Origin of the sequence: Lutibacter aestuarii (assembly GCF_042676885.1) — a bacterium.
GTDB classification, from domain to species: Bacteria; Bacteroidota; Bacteroidia; order Flavobacteriales; family Flavobacteriaceae; genus Lutibacter; species Lutibacter aestuarii.
The window spans coordinates 133,257-151,262 of the sequence record NZ_JBHTIC010000020.1; the positions used below are offsets into that span (position 1 = coordinate 133,257).

The 18,006-nt window shown below is 30.5% G+C and carries 18 protein-coding genes; 15 read left to right on the forward strand and 3 right to left on the reverse strand.

Annotated elements, in window-relative coordinates:
- Positions 1-15: 15 nt before the first annotated feature.
- The gene (locus ACFQZW_RS13210) at positions 16-399 is read left to right on the forward strand and encodes a DoxX family protein (RefSeq protein WP_386783623.1); all 384 of its coding nucleotides are present in this window, start codon (positions 16-18) and stop codon (positions 397-399) included.
- Here the strand turns inward: ACFQZW_RS13210 and ACFQZW_RS13215 are convergent.
- Together ACFQZW_RS13215 and ACFQZW_RS13220 are read right to left on the reverse strand one after the other, a co-directional pair.
- Positions 379-1,056: a lysoplasmalogenase gene (locus ACFQZW_RS13215; protein WP_372800991.1), complete on the reverse strand. Its 678-nt coding sequence runs from the start codon at positions 1,054-1,056 to the stop codon at positions 379-381. The genes ACFQZW_RS13210 and ACFQZW_RS13215 overlap by 21 nt on opposite strands.
- A gap of 15 nt (positions 1,057-1,071) precedes the next feature.
- The gene (locus tag ACFQZW_RS13220; protein WP_386783626.1) at positions 1,072-2,961 is read right to left on the reverse strand and encodes a hypothetical protein; all 1,890 of its coding nucleotides are present in this window, start codon (positions 2,959-2,961) and stop codon (positions 1,072-1,074) included.
- Between the two features lie 241 nt (positions 2,962-3,202).
- On the opposite strand from ACFQZW_RS13220, the gene ACFQZW_RS13225 reads away from it, so the two are divergent.
- From ACFQZW_RS13225 to ACFQZW_RS13275, 11 genes are all read left to right on the forward strand, one after another.
- Complete coding sequence (locus ACFQZW_RS13225) at positions 3,203-5,446, forward strand: molybdopterin-containing oxidoreductase family protein (protein WP_298264030.1); 2,244 nt, start codon at positions 3,203-3,205, stop codon at positions 5,444-5,446.
- On the forward strand, positions 5,443-5,976 hold the full coding sequence (locus tag ACFQZW_RS13230) for a 4Fe-4S dicluster domain-containing protein (protein ID WP_298264028.1): 534 nt from the start codon (positions 5,443-5,445) through the stop codon (positions 5,974-5,976). The genes ACFQZW_RS13225 and ACFQZW_RS13230 overlap by 4 nt, the downstream gene beginning before the upstream one ends.
- A 10-nt stretch (positions 5,977-5,986) precedes the next feature.
- The gene (gene nrfD, locus ACFQZW_RS13235) at positions 5,987-6,928 is read left to right on the forward strand and encodes an NrfD/PsrC family molybdoenzyme membrane anchor subunit (RefSeq protein ID WP_386783629.1); all 942 of its coding nucleotides are present in this window, start codon (positions 5,987-5,989) and stop codon (positions 6,926-6,928) included.
- A 10-nt stretch (positions 6,929-6,938) separates the two neighbouring features.
- Positions 6,939-7,463 carry a YeeE/YedE thiosulfate transporter family protein gene (locus ACFQZW_RS13240; RefSeq protein WP_298264025.1) on the forward strand — a complete coding sequence of 175 codons (525 nt, stop codon included), beginning with the start codon at positions 6,939-6,941 and terminating at the stop codon, positions 7,461-7,463.
- A 22-nt stretch (positions 7,464-7,485) separates the two neighbouring features.
- Positions 7,486-8,076 (forward strand): DUF6691 family protein, encoded by a 591-nt coding sequence (locus ACFQZW_RS13245; RefSeq protein ID WP_298264024.1) that lies wholly within the window; start codon positions 7,486-7,488, stop codon positions 8,074-8,076.
- A gap of 15 nt (positions 8,077-8,091) precedes the next feature.
- Positions 8,092-8,757, forward strand: a complete 666-nt coding sequence (locus ACFQZW_RS13250) for a rhodanese-like domain-containing protein (protein ID WP_298286945.1) — start codon at positions 8,092-8,094, stop codon at positions 8,755-8,757.
- Positions 8,758-8,775: 18 nt separating this feature from the next.
- Entirely contained in the window at positions 8,776-9,393 is a 618-nt protein-coding gene (locus ACFQZW_RS13255) for a rhodanese-like domain-containing protein (protein WP_298264021.1), read from the forward strand.
- Positions 9,394-9,707: 314 nt separating this feature from the next.
- Positions 9,708-10,697: a rhodanese-like domain-containing protein gene (locus tag ACFQZW_RS13260; RefSeq protein ID WP_298264020.1), complete on the forward strand. Its 990-nt coding sequence runs from the start codon at positions 9,708-9,710 to the stop codon at positions 10,695-10,697.
- A gap of 46 nt (positions 10,698-10,743) precedes the next feature.
- On the forward strand, positions 10,744-11,745 hold the full coding sequence (locus tag ACFQZW_RS13265; RefSeq protein ID WP_298264018.1) for a rhodanese-like domain-containing protein: 1,002 nt from the start codon (positions 10,744-10,746) through the stop codon (positions 11,743-11,745).
- A 117-nt stretch (positions 11,746-11,862) separates the two neighbouring features.
- Positions 11,863-12,909, forward strand: coding sequence for a porin (locus ACFQZW_RS13270; protein WP_298264017.1), 1,047 nt, complete (start codon positions 11,863-11,865; stop codon positions 12,907-12,909).
- Between the two features lie 109 nt (positions 12,910-13,018).
- The gene (locus tag ACFQZW_RS13275; protein WP_298264016.1) at positions 13,019-13,672 is read left to right on the forward strand and encodes a Crp/Fnr family transcriptional regulator; all 654 of its coding nucleotides are present in this window, start codon (positions 13,019-13,021) and stop codon (positions 13,670-13,672) included.
- Between the two features lie 10 nt (positions 13,673-13,682).
- Here ACFQZW_RS13275 and ligA read toward each other — a convergent pair whose 3' ends face one another.
- The gene (gene ligA, locus ACFQZW_RS13280) at positions 13,683-15,686 is read right to left on the reverse strand and encodes an NAD-dependent DNA ligase LigA (protein ID WP_386783635.1); all 2,004 of its coding nucleotides are present in this window, start codon (positions 15,684-15,686) and stop codon (positions 13,683-13,685) included.
- Between the two features lie 210 nt (positions 15,687-15,896).
- Between ligA and sqr the strand changes: the two genes are divergently transcribed.
- From sqr to ACFQZW_RS13295, 3 genes are read left to right on the forward strand one after another with little or no spacing between them, the layout of a single operon-like run.
- Positions 15,897-17,126, forward strand: coding sequence for a type III sulfide quinone reductase, selenoprotein subtype (gene sqr, locus ACFQZW_RS13285; RefSeq protein WP_372802719.1), 1,230 nt, complete (start codon positions 15,897-15,899; stop codon positions 17,124-17,126).
- Positions 17,127-17,150: 24 nt separating this feature from the next.
- A complete protein-coding gene (locus ACFQZW_RS13290; RefSeq protein ID WP_298264013.1) occupies positions 17,151-17,459 on the forward strand; it encodes a TusE/DsrC/DsvC family sulfur relay protein in 309 nt (102 codons plus the stop codon).
- A gap of 17 nt (positions 17,460-17,476) precedes the next feature.
- The gene (locus ACFQZW_RS13295; protein ID WP_298264012.1) at positions 17,477-17,953 is read left to right on the forward strand and encodes a DsrE/DsrF/DrsH-like family protein; all 477 of its coding nucleotides are present in this window, start codon (positions 17,477-17,479) and stop codon (positions 17,951-17,953) included.
- The last annotated feature ends 53 nt before the right edge of the window (positions 17,954-18,006 follow it).

Genomic DNA, 18,006 nt, shown 5'->3' on the forward strand with positions numbered 1-18,006 from the left:
AGAAAGTTTTTTATGATGAAAAAATACTTATTAGTTACCATAAGACTTATAATTGCTGTTATTTTAATCCAAACTCTTCGCTTTAAATTTACTGCACATCCCGATAGTGTTTATATTTTTTCAAAGGCAGGTATGGAACCTTATGGAAGAATAGGTATAGGTATTTTAGAATTAATAGGAGCCATACTCATTTTAATCCCAAAAACTGTTTGGGTTGGAGCAATATTAATCTTAAGTGTTATCAGTGGTGCAATATTTATACACTTTACCCTACTTGGAATTGAAGTTAATAATGATGGAGGCACCCTCTTTTTTATGGCTATAAGTACCTTTATATTAAGTAGTATTGTTTTATGGAATGAACGTAAAAATTTGCCATTAATTGGCAAAACTTTTTAGTTCAGCCTCCTCTACCTGTTCGCAAACCATTGATTTATAAATTAAATATTGTGCCGAAACATACGTAATCATTACAATTATTTCAAAAAATAATGAAGATTCATAAAATTTATTGATGGCTAATATAGAGTCAGAAATCATAAAAACAATAGCTCCAAATAACATCCATAAAGATTCTTTCGTTTTTTTAGTACTATAGTCTAAGAGAGATACCATTCCAAAAATTGAAATAGTTATTCCATAAATTACAACGGGAACTAACAATTCATTTAAAGCATTTTTAATTAAAAAAATTAAGCCTGTTAACACAATAAAAAATGGAATAGCAGCTAGTAAAGCTTTTAAAAAAGACGCTTTTTGTATTCTTTTAATAACAATACTTATAAATAATATATGTGCAACTAAAAATGAAATTAAACCTGCTTTAAAAGTAAAATCTCCTGAATAAATTAAAAACACATCTCCAAAAAAAGAAAAAACTAACGCAGTTGAATACCATTTGTTTCTATCTACCACAGAATTTGAATATAAAAACAATAGAGATAAAAGTATCAAAGGTTTAAATAAGTAAATTAAACTTTCTATTTTAAAAGCGATTCCAATAATATCTAAAATTGAAACTAGCAGAAATCCAATTAGAGCTATTTTTTTAATCATAATCTAAAGCAATTATTACCATGTTGGCAATATACAACTTTTATCTAATTTTTTCAATAATGGCTGAATACCAGTAATTAAACTTTGTTTCATCTCCTTAGAGTCTTCTTTATGACATTGTAAACAAGCTCCAACTAACAACAATTCTTGTTGCTCTTTTACAGTAAATGGTCTAAAATCTGTTCTAGTAGAATTAACTACATTTTTATCCACTTCTTTTAAAAAAGGAATCCAAGCATCTTCAGGTAAACCATCATTTGGATTTAATTCATAGGCTGGAGTAAAACTCCATGTTCCAACACCTTCACTAATTTCATAAATTAATTCACCCTTACCATAACCTAAAGTAGCTGGGTTGGTATGACAACTTTTACAATCTCTAACTTTAGCAGTAGTTGTATGAGGCGAGTTTGGTGCATATAATCTATGAAAAGAAACATCTTCTCCTAACTCTTTTCCAGAATAACTACCCTTATCAATCGTTAAAATCATTCCAGGAACGGCAGGTTCAATATGTGTGCCTTCCGAATTTTCTCGAACTCCCATAGCTGGTAATGATGATGAAAACTCTGCTACAAATTCTTTCCATTGTCCTTTGCCATACTTTCTATCTAACAAGTCAAAAGCTCGTGGTTCGTTTTGATCATATTCATTATGGCAGCCTATACAACGTGTAGTCCAAGAAGAATGGCAAGTTGCACAACTTACATTTTTATGTGCATTATCTCTTGAACAAACCTCTGATTGTGGATTTAAAGGGTGCAACTCTCCATCTCTCTTTCCAATTAAAAAAGCATTTCCAAGCGAATCAACAAATGTATTTACTAATGGGTGCCCTCCTTTTTTAACTGCAATTATCTCTTTATCTGAATGTTTATAATCTCTGTGTAAAAAAACCAATAAACTTTCCGCATCTAAAGAATCATAAGGTACAGTATTGGGTTGCTCTTTAAAATGACAATCTGAGCATTGTACTTTAACAGCTTGTTCTTCATGAATATAACGCTTACCATCGCCCATTACTTCATGTGAAGAATGACAATCTATGCATAACATTCCTTTTGTATGGTGTACATCTTCTCCAATATATTTATAAACTCTTTTATCTTCTATTACCTTAAATCCATCTTTAGCTATCACTTCACTTTCATCTAGCAGTGTTTCTTGAAATCCTTCATAATTTGTTGAAATTCTACTAGATCGACTATGGCAACCAAAACAATGTTCATTGGTTACAAAAATATCAGTTGCTGGGTGAAATTGAGGTAATTCCTTTTTATTTGAAGTTAAATAAGTCTTTAAATCTTTTATTGCTTCATCAGAATAATTTAAATGACAAGCATTACAACCTCCACCTCTACTCAACTGTGTTATTGGTCCAAATTCTTCTTTTTGTGCTCCTAAGTGACAATTTGCACATAAATCTCTTAAATGTTTATCTGAAGCTGAGTTTTCAATTAATTGAATGTGGTATCTACCATTTGGGCTATCAGCTTCTCCAAAAATATATTTATCTACAGCCACCAAACCACTATTAGTGGTCATTAAAGAGTTTTCAATCTTGTTTAATTCATTTGGATGGCAAACTCCACAAGTTGCTTTAGCATCTTTTAAATTCCCTGGAATTAGAACCATTCCTTTATGAGAATCATCCTTATCCATAGTGTTTGGATTTCCTAAATGACAACTTATACAACCTATTAATTCTGGATTATGGTAATTAGAATATCCCTTAGTATTTTGATGACACTCTAAACAAGTCTCCTTTTCAATAGTTTCAATTTTAACATAATTATCTTCTTTTATTATTTCTTGTTGAAGCTTAAAATTTTTAACAAAAAATAGAGCTACAATTAAAATTGTAACTACCAAAAAAAACCAAAATTTAGAGTATTTTAATTTCATAAATAGAGCGTTTGTACAAATTTACAACAATTTAAAATGTTAGCTTTTTTTACTAAAAAATGTAATTAACTGATAACCAATCAAGGAGTTTAGTTATGCTACTTTTGTTACATATAAATATATGATTTTCAAGCTATTAATGTAACCATTGTTACTATTTTACGCCATTTTTAATGACATTTATCATACTATAAAAATACATCTGTAAATACCTTTACACAAGAAATAAATAATTAAACTTATGACTACTTCAAGAAGAAAATTTATTAAAATTTCTGCATTAGGTTTGGGTGGTGTAGCAGCTACTACAAGTGCACTAAATATGTTTGGTGCAAACTCATATTTAGATGAGCTTGTAAAACAAAATGTTACCAAAAAATTTAAGAGAACTCCTACTTATTGCGAAGTTTGTTTTTGGAAATGTGCTGCTTGGACTTATACCGATGAAGAAGGTAATATTCAAAAAATTATTGGTAATGAAAATGACTCACATTGCTACGGACGTTTATGTCCAAGAGGAACTGGTGGTGTTGGAATGTATAATGATGAAGATCGATTAAAAACTCCTTTAATTAGAACAACTATTAATGGAGAAGAAACGTTTAGAGAAGCCAGTTGGGAAGAAGCTCTTGATTTAATTGCTTCAAAATTTAGCAATATTAAAGAAAAATATGGCCCAGAAGCTATTGCCTTATTAAAACATGGGTCACCTGGAAAACATTTAGAACATTTATTTAAAGCTTTTGGATCAGACACCATCGCAGAACCAGCTTATGCACAATGTAGAGGTGCTCGTGAAGCAGGTTTTGCATTAACCTATGGATCTTGGGTTGGTTCACCTGAACCAACTGACATTAGAGACACCAAATGCTTAGTGTTAATTGGATCTCATATTGGTGAAAACATGCACAATTCTCAAGTGCAAGAAATGTCAGATGCAATTGATAATGGTGCTACAATCATTACAGTAGATCCACGCTTTTCAACAGCAGCTAGCAAATCAAAACATTGGTTAGCTATCAAACCTGCTACAGATATAGCTTTAATGCTTGCTTGGATGAATGTAATTATTGAGGAAGGTTTATATGATAAAGAATATGTTGAAAAATACACTACTGGATTTAATCAATTAAAAGACCATGTAAGTACTTTTACTCCTGAATGGGCTTATGGAATAACCACCATAAAACCTGAAGAAATTAGAAAAACTGCTAGAGCAATGGCAAGTGCTTCTCCATCAGTTATTATACATCCAGGACGCCATGTAAGTTGGTATGGAGATGATACTCAAAGAGCTCGTTCAATAGCTATTTTAAATGCTTTATTAGGTTCTTGGGGTCGTAGAGGTGGTTTCTACTTTAAAGAAAGTATTAAAGTTCCTAAATACCCTTCACCAAAATACCCTCATCCTAAGTGGGATTGGAAAAATATTGGAGAGAAATATCCTGTAGCTCAAATGGGTATTACAAGTGAAGTTATTAAATGTTCAATCCCTAGTAAAGATAATAAATATCCTATAAAAGCTTGGATGGTTGCCGGTACTAATATTACCAAATCTATTCCAGAAAAAGAAATGCTTGAAAAAGCAATGGATGAATTAGAATTTATGGTTGTAATGGATACCATGCCGATGGATGTTACTGGATATGCAGATGTAGTTTTACCTGAATGTACTTATTTAGAACGTTATGATGATATAAGATCTGCAACTAATAGAGAGCCTTCAATTGCTGTTCGAGTACCAGCTGTTAAACCAAAATACGATTCTAAACCGGGATGGTGGGTAGCAAAACAAATTGGAGAACGTTTAGGTTTAGGTGACTATTTTAATTATGATGATTATGAAGAAGTAATTGAATGGCAGTTACAACAAATGGGAACCTCATTAGACGAAATGAATAAAATTGGAGTGAAAAACTTTTCAAGAACATCGGGACCATTATACTTAAATGAAAATGAAGCCTATCATTTTCCAACAGCTAGTGGTAAAATTGAATTGTATTCTCAAGAATTAAAAAATTTAGGTTTTGATCCATTGCCTAATTATATAAAACACCCAGAACCTCCACAAGGTTTTTACCGATTAAATTATGGTAGAGCTCCAATGCATACATTTAGTAGAACAGCTAACAACCCAAATCTAAACGATTTAAAAAGTGAAAATAATTTATGGGTGAACCCAAAAGTTGCTAGAATTTTAGGCTTAAAAACAGGGCAGGAAGTTTGGCTGAAAAATCAGGATGAAATAACTTCTAATTTCCCAATTAAAGTTAGAGTTACGGAAAGAGTTCGTTGGGATTCTGTTTATATGGTTCATGGTTTTGGACACACCAATAAAAAATTAAGTCGCGCCTTTGGAAAAGGTATTAACGATACTCAACTAATTTCAAAAGTAGCTATCGACCCAATTATGGGTGGGACTGGTATGAGAGGAAATTTTGTATCAATTTTAACTGAAAATCCACATAAAAATATTGAGTTATGAGATATGCAATGGTAATTGACACCTTAAAATGTGTTGGATGTAGCGATTGTGTAGTTGCTTGTCAAACCGAAAATAATGTTCCTATTGGATACTGTAGAGATTGGATAACCGAAACTGTTAACGGTGCTTATCCAAGTATAGAATTAGAATTAAAATCTGAAAGATGTAATCATTGCGATAATGCTCCTTGTGTAAGATGCTGTCCAACAGGTGCTAGTCATCAATTAGACAATGGCATTGTATTAGTTACGGCTGATGAATGTATTGGATGTGGTGCTTGTATAGAGTCTTGTCCATACGATGCCCGTTACCAACACCCTGATGGTTATGTAGACAAATGTACATTCTGCCATCATAGATTAGAAAAAGGACAACTTCCAGCTTGTGTCTCTGTTTGCCCAACTAAATGTATGTATTTCGGGGATTTAGATGATCCAAATAGTGAAGTTTCGCAATTGTTAAAAAATAGAAAACATAAAACATTGGCTCCTGAAGCAGGAACTAAGCCTCAAGTTTATTATTTAATATAAATTAAAAATTATGCAAGAAGAATTATTTACAAGTGGAAGAAATATTCCAAATATAGATCCTTCATTACAAATATGGCACTGGCCAATATCTGTATACTTATTTTTAGGAGGCTTGGCTGCTGGATTACTGTTTTTTGCAGCATTAATTACTGTTTTAAAAAAGGACAAAGAATATCCTGCAGCGGTTAAGTTTGCATCAATTGTATCTCCAATTGCTTTAACATTAGGTTTATTGGCATTATTTTATGATTTAACTCACAAATTATATTTTTGGAGATTATACACAACTATCAGAATTGAATCTCCTATGAGTTGGGGTGCTTGGGTATTATTAATCATTACCCCTATTTCATTTTTATGGGTATTTAGTTATTATACTGAATTATTTCCTAAATGGAAATTGAAGTTTAATTTTTTAAACACGTTCGAAAAATTCCTTCAAGAAAATAGAATGAATATGGCGATAGCTTTAATTCCATTATCAATTGTACTAGGTATTTATACAGGAATATTATTATCAGCTTTTAATGCCAGACCTTTGTGGAATAATGCAATACTAGGTCCATTATTTTTAACATCTGGTTTATCAACAGGAGCAGCAACCATTATTTTATTAGCTAAAAACACTAAAGAAAGACATCTTTTCAGCAAAATTGATTTAGCCCTTATTGTTATTGAGTTAGGGTTGATAATCCATATGCTGATGGGAATGTACGCTGGTTCTGAAGTACAATTAGAGGCCATGCAACTATTAGTTGGAGGTGAGTTTACTCTTATGTTTTTTGGCTTTGTAATTATTTTAGGACTTATAGTTCCCGCTATTTTAGAACTAACAGAATTAATTGGGTACAAAGTACCAGTTGCTGTGCCAGCAATCTTAATTTTAATAGGTGGTTTAGTTTTTAGATTTGTAATGGTAGAAGCTGGACAAATAACTAGATACTTATATTAAAACAAATATTATGAATATTCAAAAAAATAAACATACATACTGGAATCCATACTTTGGTGGTTTTCTTCTAGGAATACTTATTCTTTTCACTTTTTATATGACAGGAAGAGGACTAGGTGCAAGTGGCGCTATGAAAAGTGGTGTAGTAACTATTGTTGATGCATTGGCTTCAAACCATGCTGAAAACAATGCCTACTACAGTAAATTTGTAAAAGATGAAAAATCTCCCTTAAACTCTTGGTTAGTTTTTGAAGCTTTAGGCGTTTTAATTGGAGCTTTTATTTCGGGTGGATTGGCCGGTAGAATTGGCTGGAGAACTCAACATTCACCTAAAATAACTAAAAACAGAAGATTGCTATTTGCTTTAGGTGGTGGAATATTATTTGGTATTGGTGCACAAGTTGCTCGTGGTTGTACAAGCGGTGCTGCTTTAAGTGGTATGGCGGTATTATCAACAGGTGGTTTTATAACTATGCTTGCTATTTTTGGAACAGGATTCTTAGTAGCATATTTCTTTAGAAAAAATTGGATTTAATAATTAAAAAATAAAAAAATATATGGGACCTTTAATTCCTAATGGAGTCATACCTTATGAGTGGAACAACATAATAGCAATTATCATTGGAATTGTTTTCGGATTTGTTTTAGAAGCATCAGGGTTTTCTTCTTCACGAAAATTAGCAGGAGTATTTTACGGATACGATTTTGCAGTGCTTAAAGTGTTTTTTACTGCTGCATTAGTATCACTTATTGGTATTTTATATATGGATTACCTTGGTTATATAAATATGGAGCAACTATATGTTCACCCAACCTATTTATGGGGAGCAATAATTGGAGGCGTTATCATGGGAGTAGGTTTTGTTTCAGCTGGTTTTTGCCCTGGAACAAGCTTATGTGCTGTTGCCATTGGAAAAATTGACGCTATAGTTTATGTAATTGGTATTATGGTAGGAATATTTATTTTTTCTGAATTATATACCGTATTTCAACCACTCTATGAAGGTTATTTTTATGGTAATATAACTTTAATGGATTCCTTTGGTATCAATCGTTATTGGTTTGTATTTGTTTTTACTATAATTGCAATCCTTGCCTTTGTAATTTCAGATTTAATCAGAAAAAGAAGAAAAAAAATATTTTATTAATTTAAAAAAATTAGAATGGTTAATAGAAAAGTAGCAAAAGTTTTAACTTTTAGATATAAAATACTCGCTGGCATATTTTTATTACTAGCTGCAGGTTTAGTACTACTTCCAAAGTACGAAAAACATGAAGGAATAAAGCCTGAAGAATTATTGAGTAATGCTATAAGTCCAGAAAGATATATTTCAACTGATGAATTAGCAAATAAAATTATAAATCAAGATCCATCATTTATAATGATTGATGTTAGAAATGAGACCGAATTTAATAAATACTCAATCCCTAATTCAATAAATATTCCATTAAAAAAATTATTAGATGAAGATGCTATTGGATATCTTAATCAAAATCAGTATGATGTTATATTTATTTCAAATGATCACTTTTACGCAGATCAAGCTTGGGTATTGTGTAATAGATTAGATTATAAAAATTTAAGAGTTCTAAAAGGTGGGATCAATAATTGGTATTTAACAATTATAAATCCTACAAAACCTACTGAAAATATGCCAGCAGAAGATTTTGAACTATATTCATTTAGAAAATCTGCGAGTATGTTTTTTGGCGTAGTTTATCCAGAACAGCTTAAAATAGAAAAAAAACCTGAAGTAAAAAAAGTAACTCCAAAAAAGGTAATTCCAATTAAAAAGAAAAAGAAAATGCCTGTTGAAGGAGGTTGTTAATTGTTAAATATCTATTATATGAAAGAATTAGAAAAAACTAAACGAATATCTATAGCTTCAGTACTTTTTATACTTGTAGTACTTATTGGACTTTTAACGTATAAAAGACCAAAACATATGTATGCAGTAAATTCTAAAACTACTTTAGAAAATATCACCACTGAAAATTATTTAATTTCCCTAAATGAAATTGAAAACTCAGATGTTATTTTAATAGACATTAGAAATCAATATGAATTTGAAAAAGGACATTTAAACAATGCCCTAAATATGTATGCTCCTGAAATTTTAAATGAAGAAAATACAGGTATTTTAGAAGAGTTAAAAAGCACAAATAAAACCATTATAATGTATGGAAATACTCCTGAAGAAGTAGTGGTTCCATTTATGATTTTACATCAATTAGGATATCAAAACCTAAAAATTGCAACTATAAAAAACAGTTACAGTCAAAACAAATTAATCACACAAAATATAGTTGTTGAAAAATCGGAAGCCGATATAAACGCATTTATAAGCGAATCCATTAAAAAAGCTGCTTTACAACCAAAACCAACACCTAAAGTTATTAAAACTCCTAAAAAAATTATTCCAATTAAAAAGAAAAAGAAAATGCCTGTTGAAGGCGGTTGTTAGTTTTTAATTATTGAAAAGCTGTTTTTTAAAAAACAGCTTTTTTTTTAAACTTACTTAAAAAAATTCCATCGTTTTGTTATTCAAAACCTATCAAAATAATACTTCCAAAAACAAAGTCATTCCCACTTTCAAAAAAAATAAAAAAATCATACTTAACTTTTTAGTTATCAGATAGTTAATTATGTTACTAAAGTTACTGTAGAGAATAAATATATATAACTTAAAAATGACAATTATCATAAAAACACATGTCATTGGTACTTAATTTTATAGTATAAAACAAACATTAATTACTGAATTAAAATTAATACACGATGAAAAAATTAACATCATATTTAGTACTACTTTTTATAACAGCTACCTTATTTAGTAGTTTTAAAAGTAATCAACAACAAGAAAATAACCCTCCAACAGAATTTGAACTTTTAGTTCAACATTTAGAGGCAAATGGAAACTTTATAAACAGTAATCATGCACCTGCAATTGTATTAGCTGATGAAATTAAAGAGAACCTAAAAAATAAAGAATATTTAGTATTAGATATTAGAAGTGAAAGCTGGTTCGATTATGGTCATATAAAAAATGCCAAAAATGTAAAAGGTCCTGAATTACTTAATTATTTTGAAAACGAAATTACACCTTCTGATTACAAAAAAATAACTATCGTATGCTATTCAGGACAATCTGCAGCTTATTATGCAAGCCTTTTAAGACTTTATGGTTTTGATAATGTATATAGTTTAAAATGGGGTATGAGTTCTTGGGCTGAAGAATTTGCTCAAAATATTTGGGTAAAAAATTCTAAAAATGATTTTGCTGATCAAGTTGAGAAAACTGCCAATCCAATGCCAGAAAAAGGTGAATATCCTACATTAAATACAGGTAAAACAGAAGCTTCTGAAATTTTAAAAGAAAGAATTAGAAAAGCCTTTGAAACACCTTACAAAGAGTTTATTACAAAAGTAGAAGATGTTTTTGCAGCTCCTGAAAATTTCTACATAATAAATTATGTGAATGAAGAAAAATATAATTTCGGACACGTTCCTGGCGCTATCAAGTATGAACCAAGAACATCTCTTTCATCAACAACTAATCTATATACTTTACCTACAAATAAAAAAGTACTAGTTAGCTGTGATACTGGACAAACAGCAGCTTATGTAGTAGCTTATTTAAATGTTTTAGGATACGATGTTGCTAATTTAGCGTATGGCGCTAATAGCTATATGAATAAAAATCTAGTAGAAAAAAACTGGAATGGCTTTAGCAGCAGTGAGATAAAAAACTTCCCTGTAGTAGAATAAACAACGCTTTTAAGCAATCAATTATACAAATCAAAACAAACAAATCATGAAAAAACTATCATTATTTTTAATAGGATTATTCTTAATTCCATCACTTTTTTTAACCTCCTGTGATAAAGGAGATGATCTAAATGTGGTATCAGCTCCTGCTTTTACACTTATGAAAGATTATTTGATTACAAATAATATGGATATTAATCAAATTATTACAAATACAGACGGTGAAAAATTTGTAACTGCCCCTCCTGCAACAGCTGCAGATGTTCCTGCATTTATCGCAAAATATACTATTCTAGATATTAGAAGCGCTGATGCATTTGCTGCTGGTCATATAGAAGGTGCAAAAAACATAGCATTTAAAGATATATTAACTGAAGGAGCTGCTGCTAGCAAACCTGTTCTAATGGTATGTTATACTGGACAAACTGCTTGCTATGCAACAGCTTTAATGCGTATGTATGGATTTTCACATACCCAAGCTTTAAAATGGGGAATGTCTGGTTGGAATGCAACTACTGCAGGACCTTGGAATGGAAAAATTGGGGTTGAAGAAGCTAAAGGACACTCAAATTGGTCTTATGGTGGAGCTCCAACAAATAATGTGTTTAGTGACCCTTCATTTACATCTTTATCAACTGATGGTGGAACAATTCTTAGAAAAAGAGTGGAAGATGCTGTAGAAGCTGGTTTTAAAACAGTTACTGGAACAGATGTTTTAAACAATCCAACTAATTATTATATCAACAACTACTTTTCTGAAGCAGACTACTCAGGATTTGGACATATTGATGGTGCTTACAGAATTTTACCTTTAACCTTAGCTGATAATAGCTATAAAGGCTTAGATCCTGCAACCAATGCAAAAGTGGTAACCTACTGTTATACAGGGCAAACCTCAGCTGTGGTTACCGCCTGCTTAAGAGTTTTAGGATATGACGCTTATAGCTTAACCTTTGGTATGAATGGTTTATACAATACAAATTCTGCATTTAGCTCAAACCAATGGGGAGCTGATAGCAAGCCTAAAGATTTACCATTAGTTCAATAAATAATCTAAAAATTAAAAATTTAAAGCCCTAAAATCTAATTCATAAATATAATTATTTGCATTCTTTAGCAAATACTAAGTAACCTACTTTTTAGGGCTTTTAAAAAACTAAACAATATGAAAACAAGAATTTTATTAATATTCATCGCACTATTTGCTTTTACAACTAATAGCTCTTTTGCACAAGGTTGCGAAGACGATGCTCCAGCCTCTAGTACTTCAGGGGTACCATCAACAAGTAATATGACTTTCTTCGGTTATATACAACCAATGTTTGAATCTCATTTTACTGATGCAAACGAAAATACCTTCAAATTTAAAAGAGCTAGATTAGGAGTACGTGGTAGAGTTAATCGTTCTTTCTCTTACTATGTTGCCCTAGAAACTAGTGACTTTGTATCATCAGATGGCAATGTTTATTTATTAGATGCCTTTATTACTTATGATAAACATGAGTGGACAAAATTTTCAATGGGATCATTTAAACAGCCTTTTGGTTTAGAAGTTACTACTGCTTGTCATGCCTTAACAACTATTGATAGAGCTATTGTTTCAGATCAATTAGTAGCACCTCAAAGAGATTTAGGGGTAATGATGTTAGGTGGAACTAGCAAAACAAAATTTCGCTACTCTTTAGCTTTAATGAATGGTAGAGGTTTAGGTGTTAAAGACAACAACACTAAGAAAGATGTAATTGGTAGAGCTTCTTATAAATTATTCGATTTTTTAACTGTTGGTGGTAGCTTTAGATATGGATACCCAAATAATAATGATTTAGACAGAACCACCTATGGAGCTGAATTTTTAGTAAACTATAAAGATTTTGCTTTACAAGGTGAGTATATTTATGATGAAGGTGATTATAACAGAGCTGCTGATGGTGGTTGTGGATCTACTCCATTAGAATTAGGTGAAAAAAGAGCAGGTGCTTATGTAATGGCAACTTATAATGTAAATGAAAAATTACAACCTGTTTTTAAATATGAATACTTTGATCAAGATTTAGATATTAAAAAAGTTGGATACCAAGAAATGATGACTTTAGGTGTAAACTATTTTATAAATGCTAAAACAAGATTACAAGTTAACTACCAAAACAAAATTGAAACTGGATTAAGCATTGATAATGATGCTTTATTAATGCAACTTCAAGTAAGGTTTTAATTAATTAAGTAATTATTTGAGGAAAAGCTCCTAACAATTATGTTAGGAGTTTTTTATGTTTTTTTTCGTATTTTTGCTAAATGGAATATTCTCCATTTAAATATAAAATATGACAACAGATAAAGATATTTTAAGAAGTAAATTGAACGATTATTATTCATCAATTTTTGAAAAAGAATTGATTGATGAAATTGTTGAAAATGGTATTTTTAGAACCATTAGTAATGGGGAAATGTTAATTGATATTGATGATAAAATGACCCATGTTCCTTTGATACTTAGTGGAGCTGTTAAAATTATTAGAGAAGATAAAAATGGAGATGAAATAGCACTTTATTTTTTAGAAAAAGGTGATACATGCGCTATTTCATTTATAAATTGTATCAACCGTAGTAAAAGTATGTTTAGAGGTCTTGCAGAAAAAGAAACTGAAGGCATCTTTATTCCTGTCAGTTTAGTTGATGAATGGCTAAAAAAATACAAAACTTGGCGTTATTTTATTGTAGATAGTTATCATATGCGACTTATTGAGATGGTAGAATCTATTGATAGTTTAGCTTTTATGAAGTTAGATAATAGATTATTAAAATATTTAACAGACAAGGTTAAAATAATGAAAGAAAACACTTTAATTATTACTCACCAAGAAATAGCAGATGATATTAACACCTCTAGAGTAGTAGTTTCAAGATTGTTAAAACAGTTAGAAAACGAAGGTAAAATTAAAATTAGACGTAATAGAATTATAATTGATAATATCTAAACCTTAAATTCTATTTTAACATATTTAAATAATCACTTTCTGAAATAACTGGTATATTTAAATTTTCAGCTTTTGTTTTTTTGCTAGGTCCCATATTATCTCCAGCAATTACATAATCTGTTTTTTTAGAGATTGATGTTGCCACTTTACCACCATTATCCTCAATAGATTTTTTTAAGTCATTTCTATTAAATATGGTAAACACTCCTGAAACAACAAATGTTTTACCTTCTAAAATTGTAGTAGTGTTAGCTAGTGACTCAGCCGAAAGCTCTAACTGAACTCCATAAGATTTTAACCGCTCTACCAATTGAATATTTAGTAAATTTTTTGAAAAATCAATCACGCTTTGTGCTATCCGTTCTCCAATTTCATCCACAGCAATTAATTCTTCAAAACTTGCATTCATCAAATTATCAATTGATTTAAAATGTTTGGCTAATTTTTTAGCTACAGTTTCTCCAACAAATCTAATTCCTAAGGCAAAAAGCACTTTTTCAAAAGGTATTTGTTTAGAATTTTCAATTCCAATAATCATATTTTGAGCTGATTTTTCAGCCATACGCTCTAAAGGAATAATTTGTTCAACTTTTAAATCATATAAATCGGCATAATTATTTATCAAGCCTTCTTTAAACAACAATTCAATTGTTTCTGCACCAATACCATCAATATCCATTGCTTTTCTACTAATAAAATGTTGAATACGACCTGTTATTTGAGTTGGGCAGCCATATTCATTTGGACAATAGTGCTTTGCGTCACCCTCTTTTCTAATTAAATTTGTATTACAATCTGGGCAATGCGTTATGTATTTTGTGGGCTCAGAATTTGAAGGTCTTTTACTTAAATCTACACCAACTATTTTAGGAATAATTTCACCTCCTTTTTCTACAAACACAGTATCCCCCACTCTAATGTCTAACTTCTCAATTTGATCTGCATTGTGTAAAGAAGCTCTTTTAACTATAGTTCCTGCTAATTGCACAGGTTCTAAATTAGCGACAGGAGTTATAGCTCCTGTTCTACCAACTTGGTAAGTAATTTCTTTTAAAACACTGCTTTCTTGAGCGGTTTTAAATTTATAAGCTATGGCCCAACGCGGAGCTTTAGCAGTATATCCTAATTCTTCTTGTTGGTCTAATGAATTAACTTTAACCACCACTCCATCTGTTTCATAAGGTAAATTAAAACGCTCTAAATCCCATTTTTCAATAAATGTAAAAACTTCATCAATAGAAGTGCATAATTTTATTGTGCTAGGGACTTTAAAACCTACTTCTCTAGCCTTTTTTAATATCTCATAATGGGTTTTTACAGGATTATTATTGGTTACTATATGATACAATAAACAATCTAACGGACGTTTGGCTACTTCTGCACTATCTTGAAGTTTTAAACTACCACTTGCAGTATTTCTAGGATTTCTATAAGGTTCTTCTCCAATATCAATTCTTTCTTCATTCATTTTATTAAACCCCTCAAAAGGTAAAATAATTTCACCTCTAATCTCAAAACTTTCCACAAAGGGCCTTTTTAAAACCAAGGGTATAGATCTTATGGTTTTTATATTAGTGGTTACTTCATCTCCTTGGAAACCATCTCCTCTAGTTACAGCGCTAACCAATGTTCCATTTTCATAAAATAAATTAATTGAAGCACCATCATATTTCAATTCACAAGTATAGGAAACCTCATCAACACCTAACATTTTTTTTATTTTTTTTTCCCAGTCTAATAAATCTTCTTTAGAATATGAATTATCTAGAGAGTACATTCTATTTTTATGAACAACAGTTTCAAAACTTTTAGTTACCTCACCTCCCACTCTCTGAGTCGGAGAATTTGAATCAAAAAATTGAGGATGCTCGATTTCTAGTTTCTCTAATTCCTTCAATTTTAAATCAAACTCATAATCTGAAATTGTAGGATTATCTAATACATAATAGTTGTAATTATGTTCATTTAACTCTGTTCTTAACCTTTGTATTTTTTGCTCAATTGTTAGCTTCATATTCAAAAATTCTTGGCTAAAAGTAATCATATTTTTTAACTTATATCAGACATTTTTTTAACGTTTTTTGCTTATATTTAAGCATATTATGTAACTAATGTAACAGTGTAGACTGATTTTTATCATAAATCACATTATGCTACTTAAGTAACTTTACAGTGTAATAAAAATTACATAAACAAGTCTTAAAAAAATATTAAACTACTAAAAATGAAAAACTTATTAATTCTTGGTGCTGGTACTTCAGGTACAATGATGGCAAATCATTTAAGACCTAAGTTAAATAAAAAAGAGTGGAAGATAACTATTGTAGATCAATATAAAACACATTACTATCAACCTGGTTTTTTGTTTTTACCATTTGATATTTATACAGAAAATCAAGTTAAAAAAGTTGGCGAAAAATTTATTCCTAAAGAAGTCAACTATATTCAGAAAAAAATTGAACAAATTTTACCTAATGAAAACAAAGTGCAATTAGAAGATCAAATTCTTAGTTATGATCTTTTAATTATAGCTACTGGGTCAAAAATTGCTCCAGATGAAGTAGAAGGTATGAAAGGTAAAAATTGGCATAAAAATGTATTTGATTTTTATACGTACGAAGGTGCTTTAGCATTACGTAACAAATTAAGAACATGGCAAGGTGGAAAATTAGTAGTACATATTACTGAAATGCCTATAAAATGCCCTGTAGCTCCATTAGAATTTGCATTTTTAGCTGATTCATATTTTACAAAAAAAGGAATGAGAGACAAGGTTGACATCACTTACGTTACCCCACTTTCAGGTGCTTTCACTAAACAAACTTGTTCAAATTCATTAAGCTATCTTTTAAAAGAAAAAAATATAAAATTAGAAACTGATTTTGCCATTGAACATGTAGATAATGAAAATAACAAAATAGTGGACTATGCTGAAAAAGAGATTGATTATGATTTGTTAGTAACTGTTCCAACCAATATGGGAGATGAAGTTATTGAGCGTTCGGGAATGGGAGATGAACTAAACTTTGTACCTACACACCCAAACACCTTACAATCTAAAGAGCACCAAAACATTTTTGTGATTGGTGATGCTACCAATGTTCCTGCTTCAAAAGCTGGATCAGTAGCGCATTTTGAGGCTGAAACACTAACAGATAACATATTATTATTTATAAATAACAAACCTTTAAAAGAAGAATTTGATGGTCATGCAAACTGTTTTATTGAAACAGGACACAATAAAGCATTATTAATTGACTTTAACTATGAACAAGAACCCGTAGAAGGAACTTTCCCTTTTGCAGGCTTTGGACCTCTAAAACTATTAAAAGAAAGTATTTTTAACCATTGGGGGAAATTAGCATTTAGATGGATATATTGGAATATGTTATTAAAAGGAATAGCAATTCCATTTGTAAGTAGAAATATGAGTACTAAAGGAAAAAAAATATAATAAAAACTATAAAAATTAACAATTATGGAAGCAGTATTAGCAGGAATAAAAGTAATAGTAACTGAAGATGGCTACTTAGAAGATTTTTCTAATTGGAATAAAGAAATTGGAAATGAAATCGCTAAAAACGAAGGAATTGAAATGACTGACCGTCATTGGGAAGTAATCAATTGGATACAAGAACAAGTTAAAGCTGGCACGGCTTTATCAGTAAGAGGAGTTAAAAAAAGTGGAGTTGTTGATATTAAAGAATTTTATGCTCTGTTCCCTGGAGGACCTCTTAAAGTATCTACAAAAATAGCAGGTGTACCAAAACCTAAAAGCTGTATTTAAAATTTAAAATATCTGTCATGAGCAAAACAAAAGTTAAAAAAATGATGTTCATCTTATCAAAGGCAACAATCGAAAATGTATATGCTGCTTTTGTAATGGCGAACGGAGCTAGAATGGAAGGAATTGAAGCCGAAATATTTTTTACATTCTTTGGTTTAGAAGCAATTCAAAAGAAAAAATTAAATCATTTACACGTTGCAACAGTAGGAAACCCAGCAATGCATATCCCTACAATGCTAGGTGGATTACCTGGTATGGAAGCACTTGCAACTAAAATGATGAAAAAAGAAATGGAAAAACTAGATATGCCTCCTGTTGATGAATTTTTAGAAATTCTATCAGCTTCTGGTGTAAAAATGTGGGGTTGTAAACTAGCCGTGGACATGTTCCATTTAAAAGAAGAAGATTTAATTGATGATCTTGATGGAATCTTAACTATTGGAGATTTTTATAGTAAAGCAGATGTAGAAGGAACTCAAATATTATTCATCTAAAACAAGTGAAAATTTTATTTTTACTTGACTAATAAAAAAAAGCCTCAACAAAT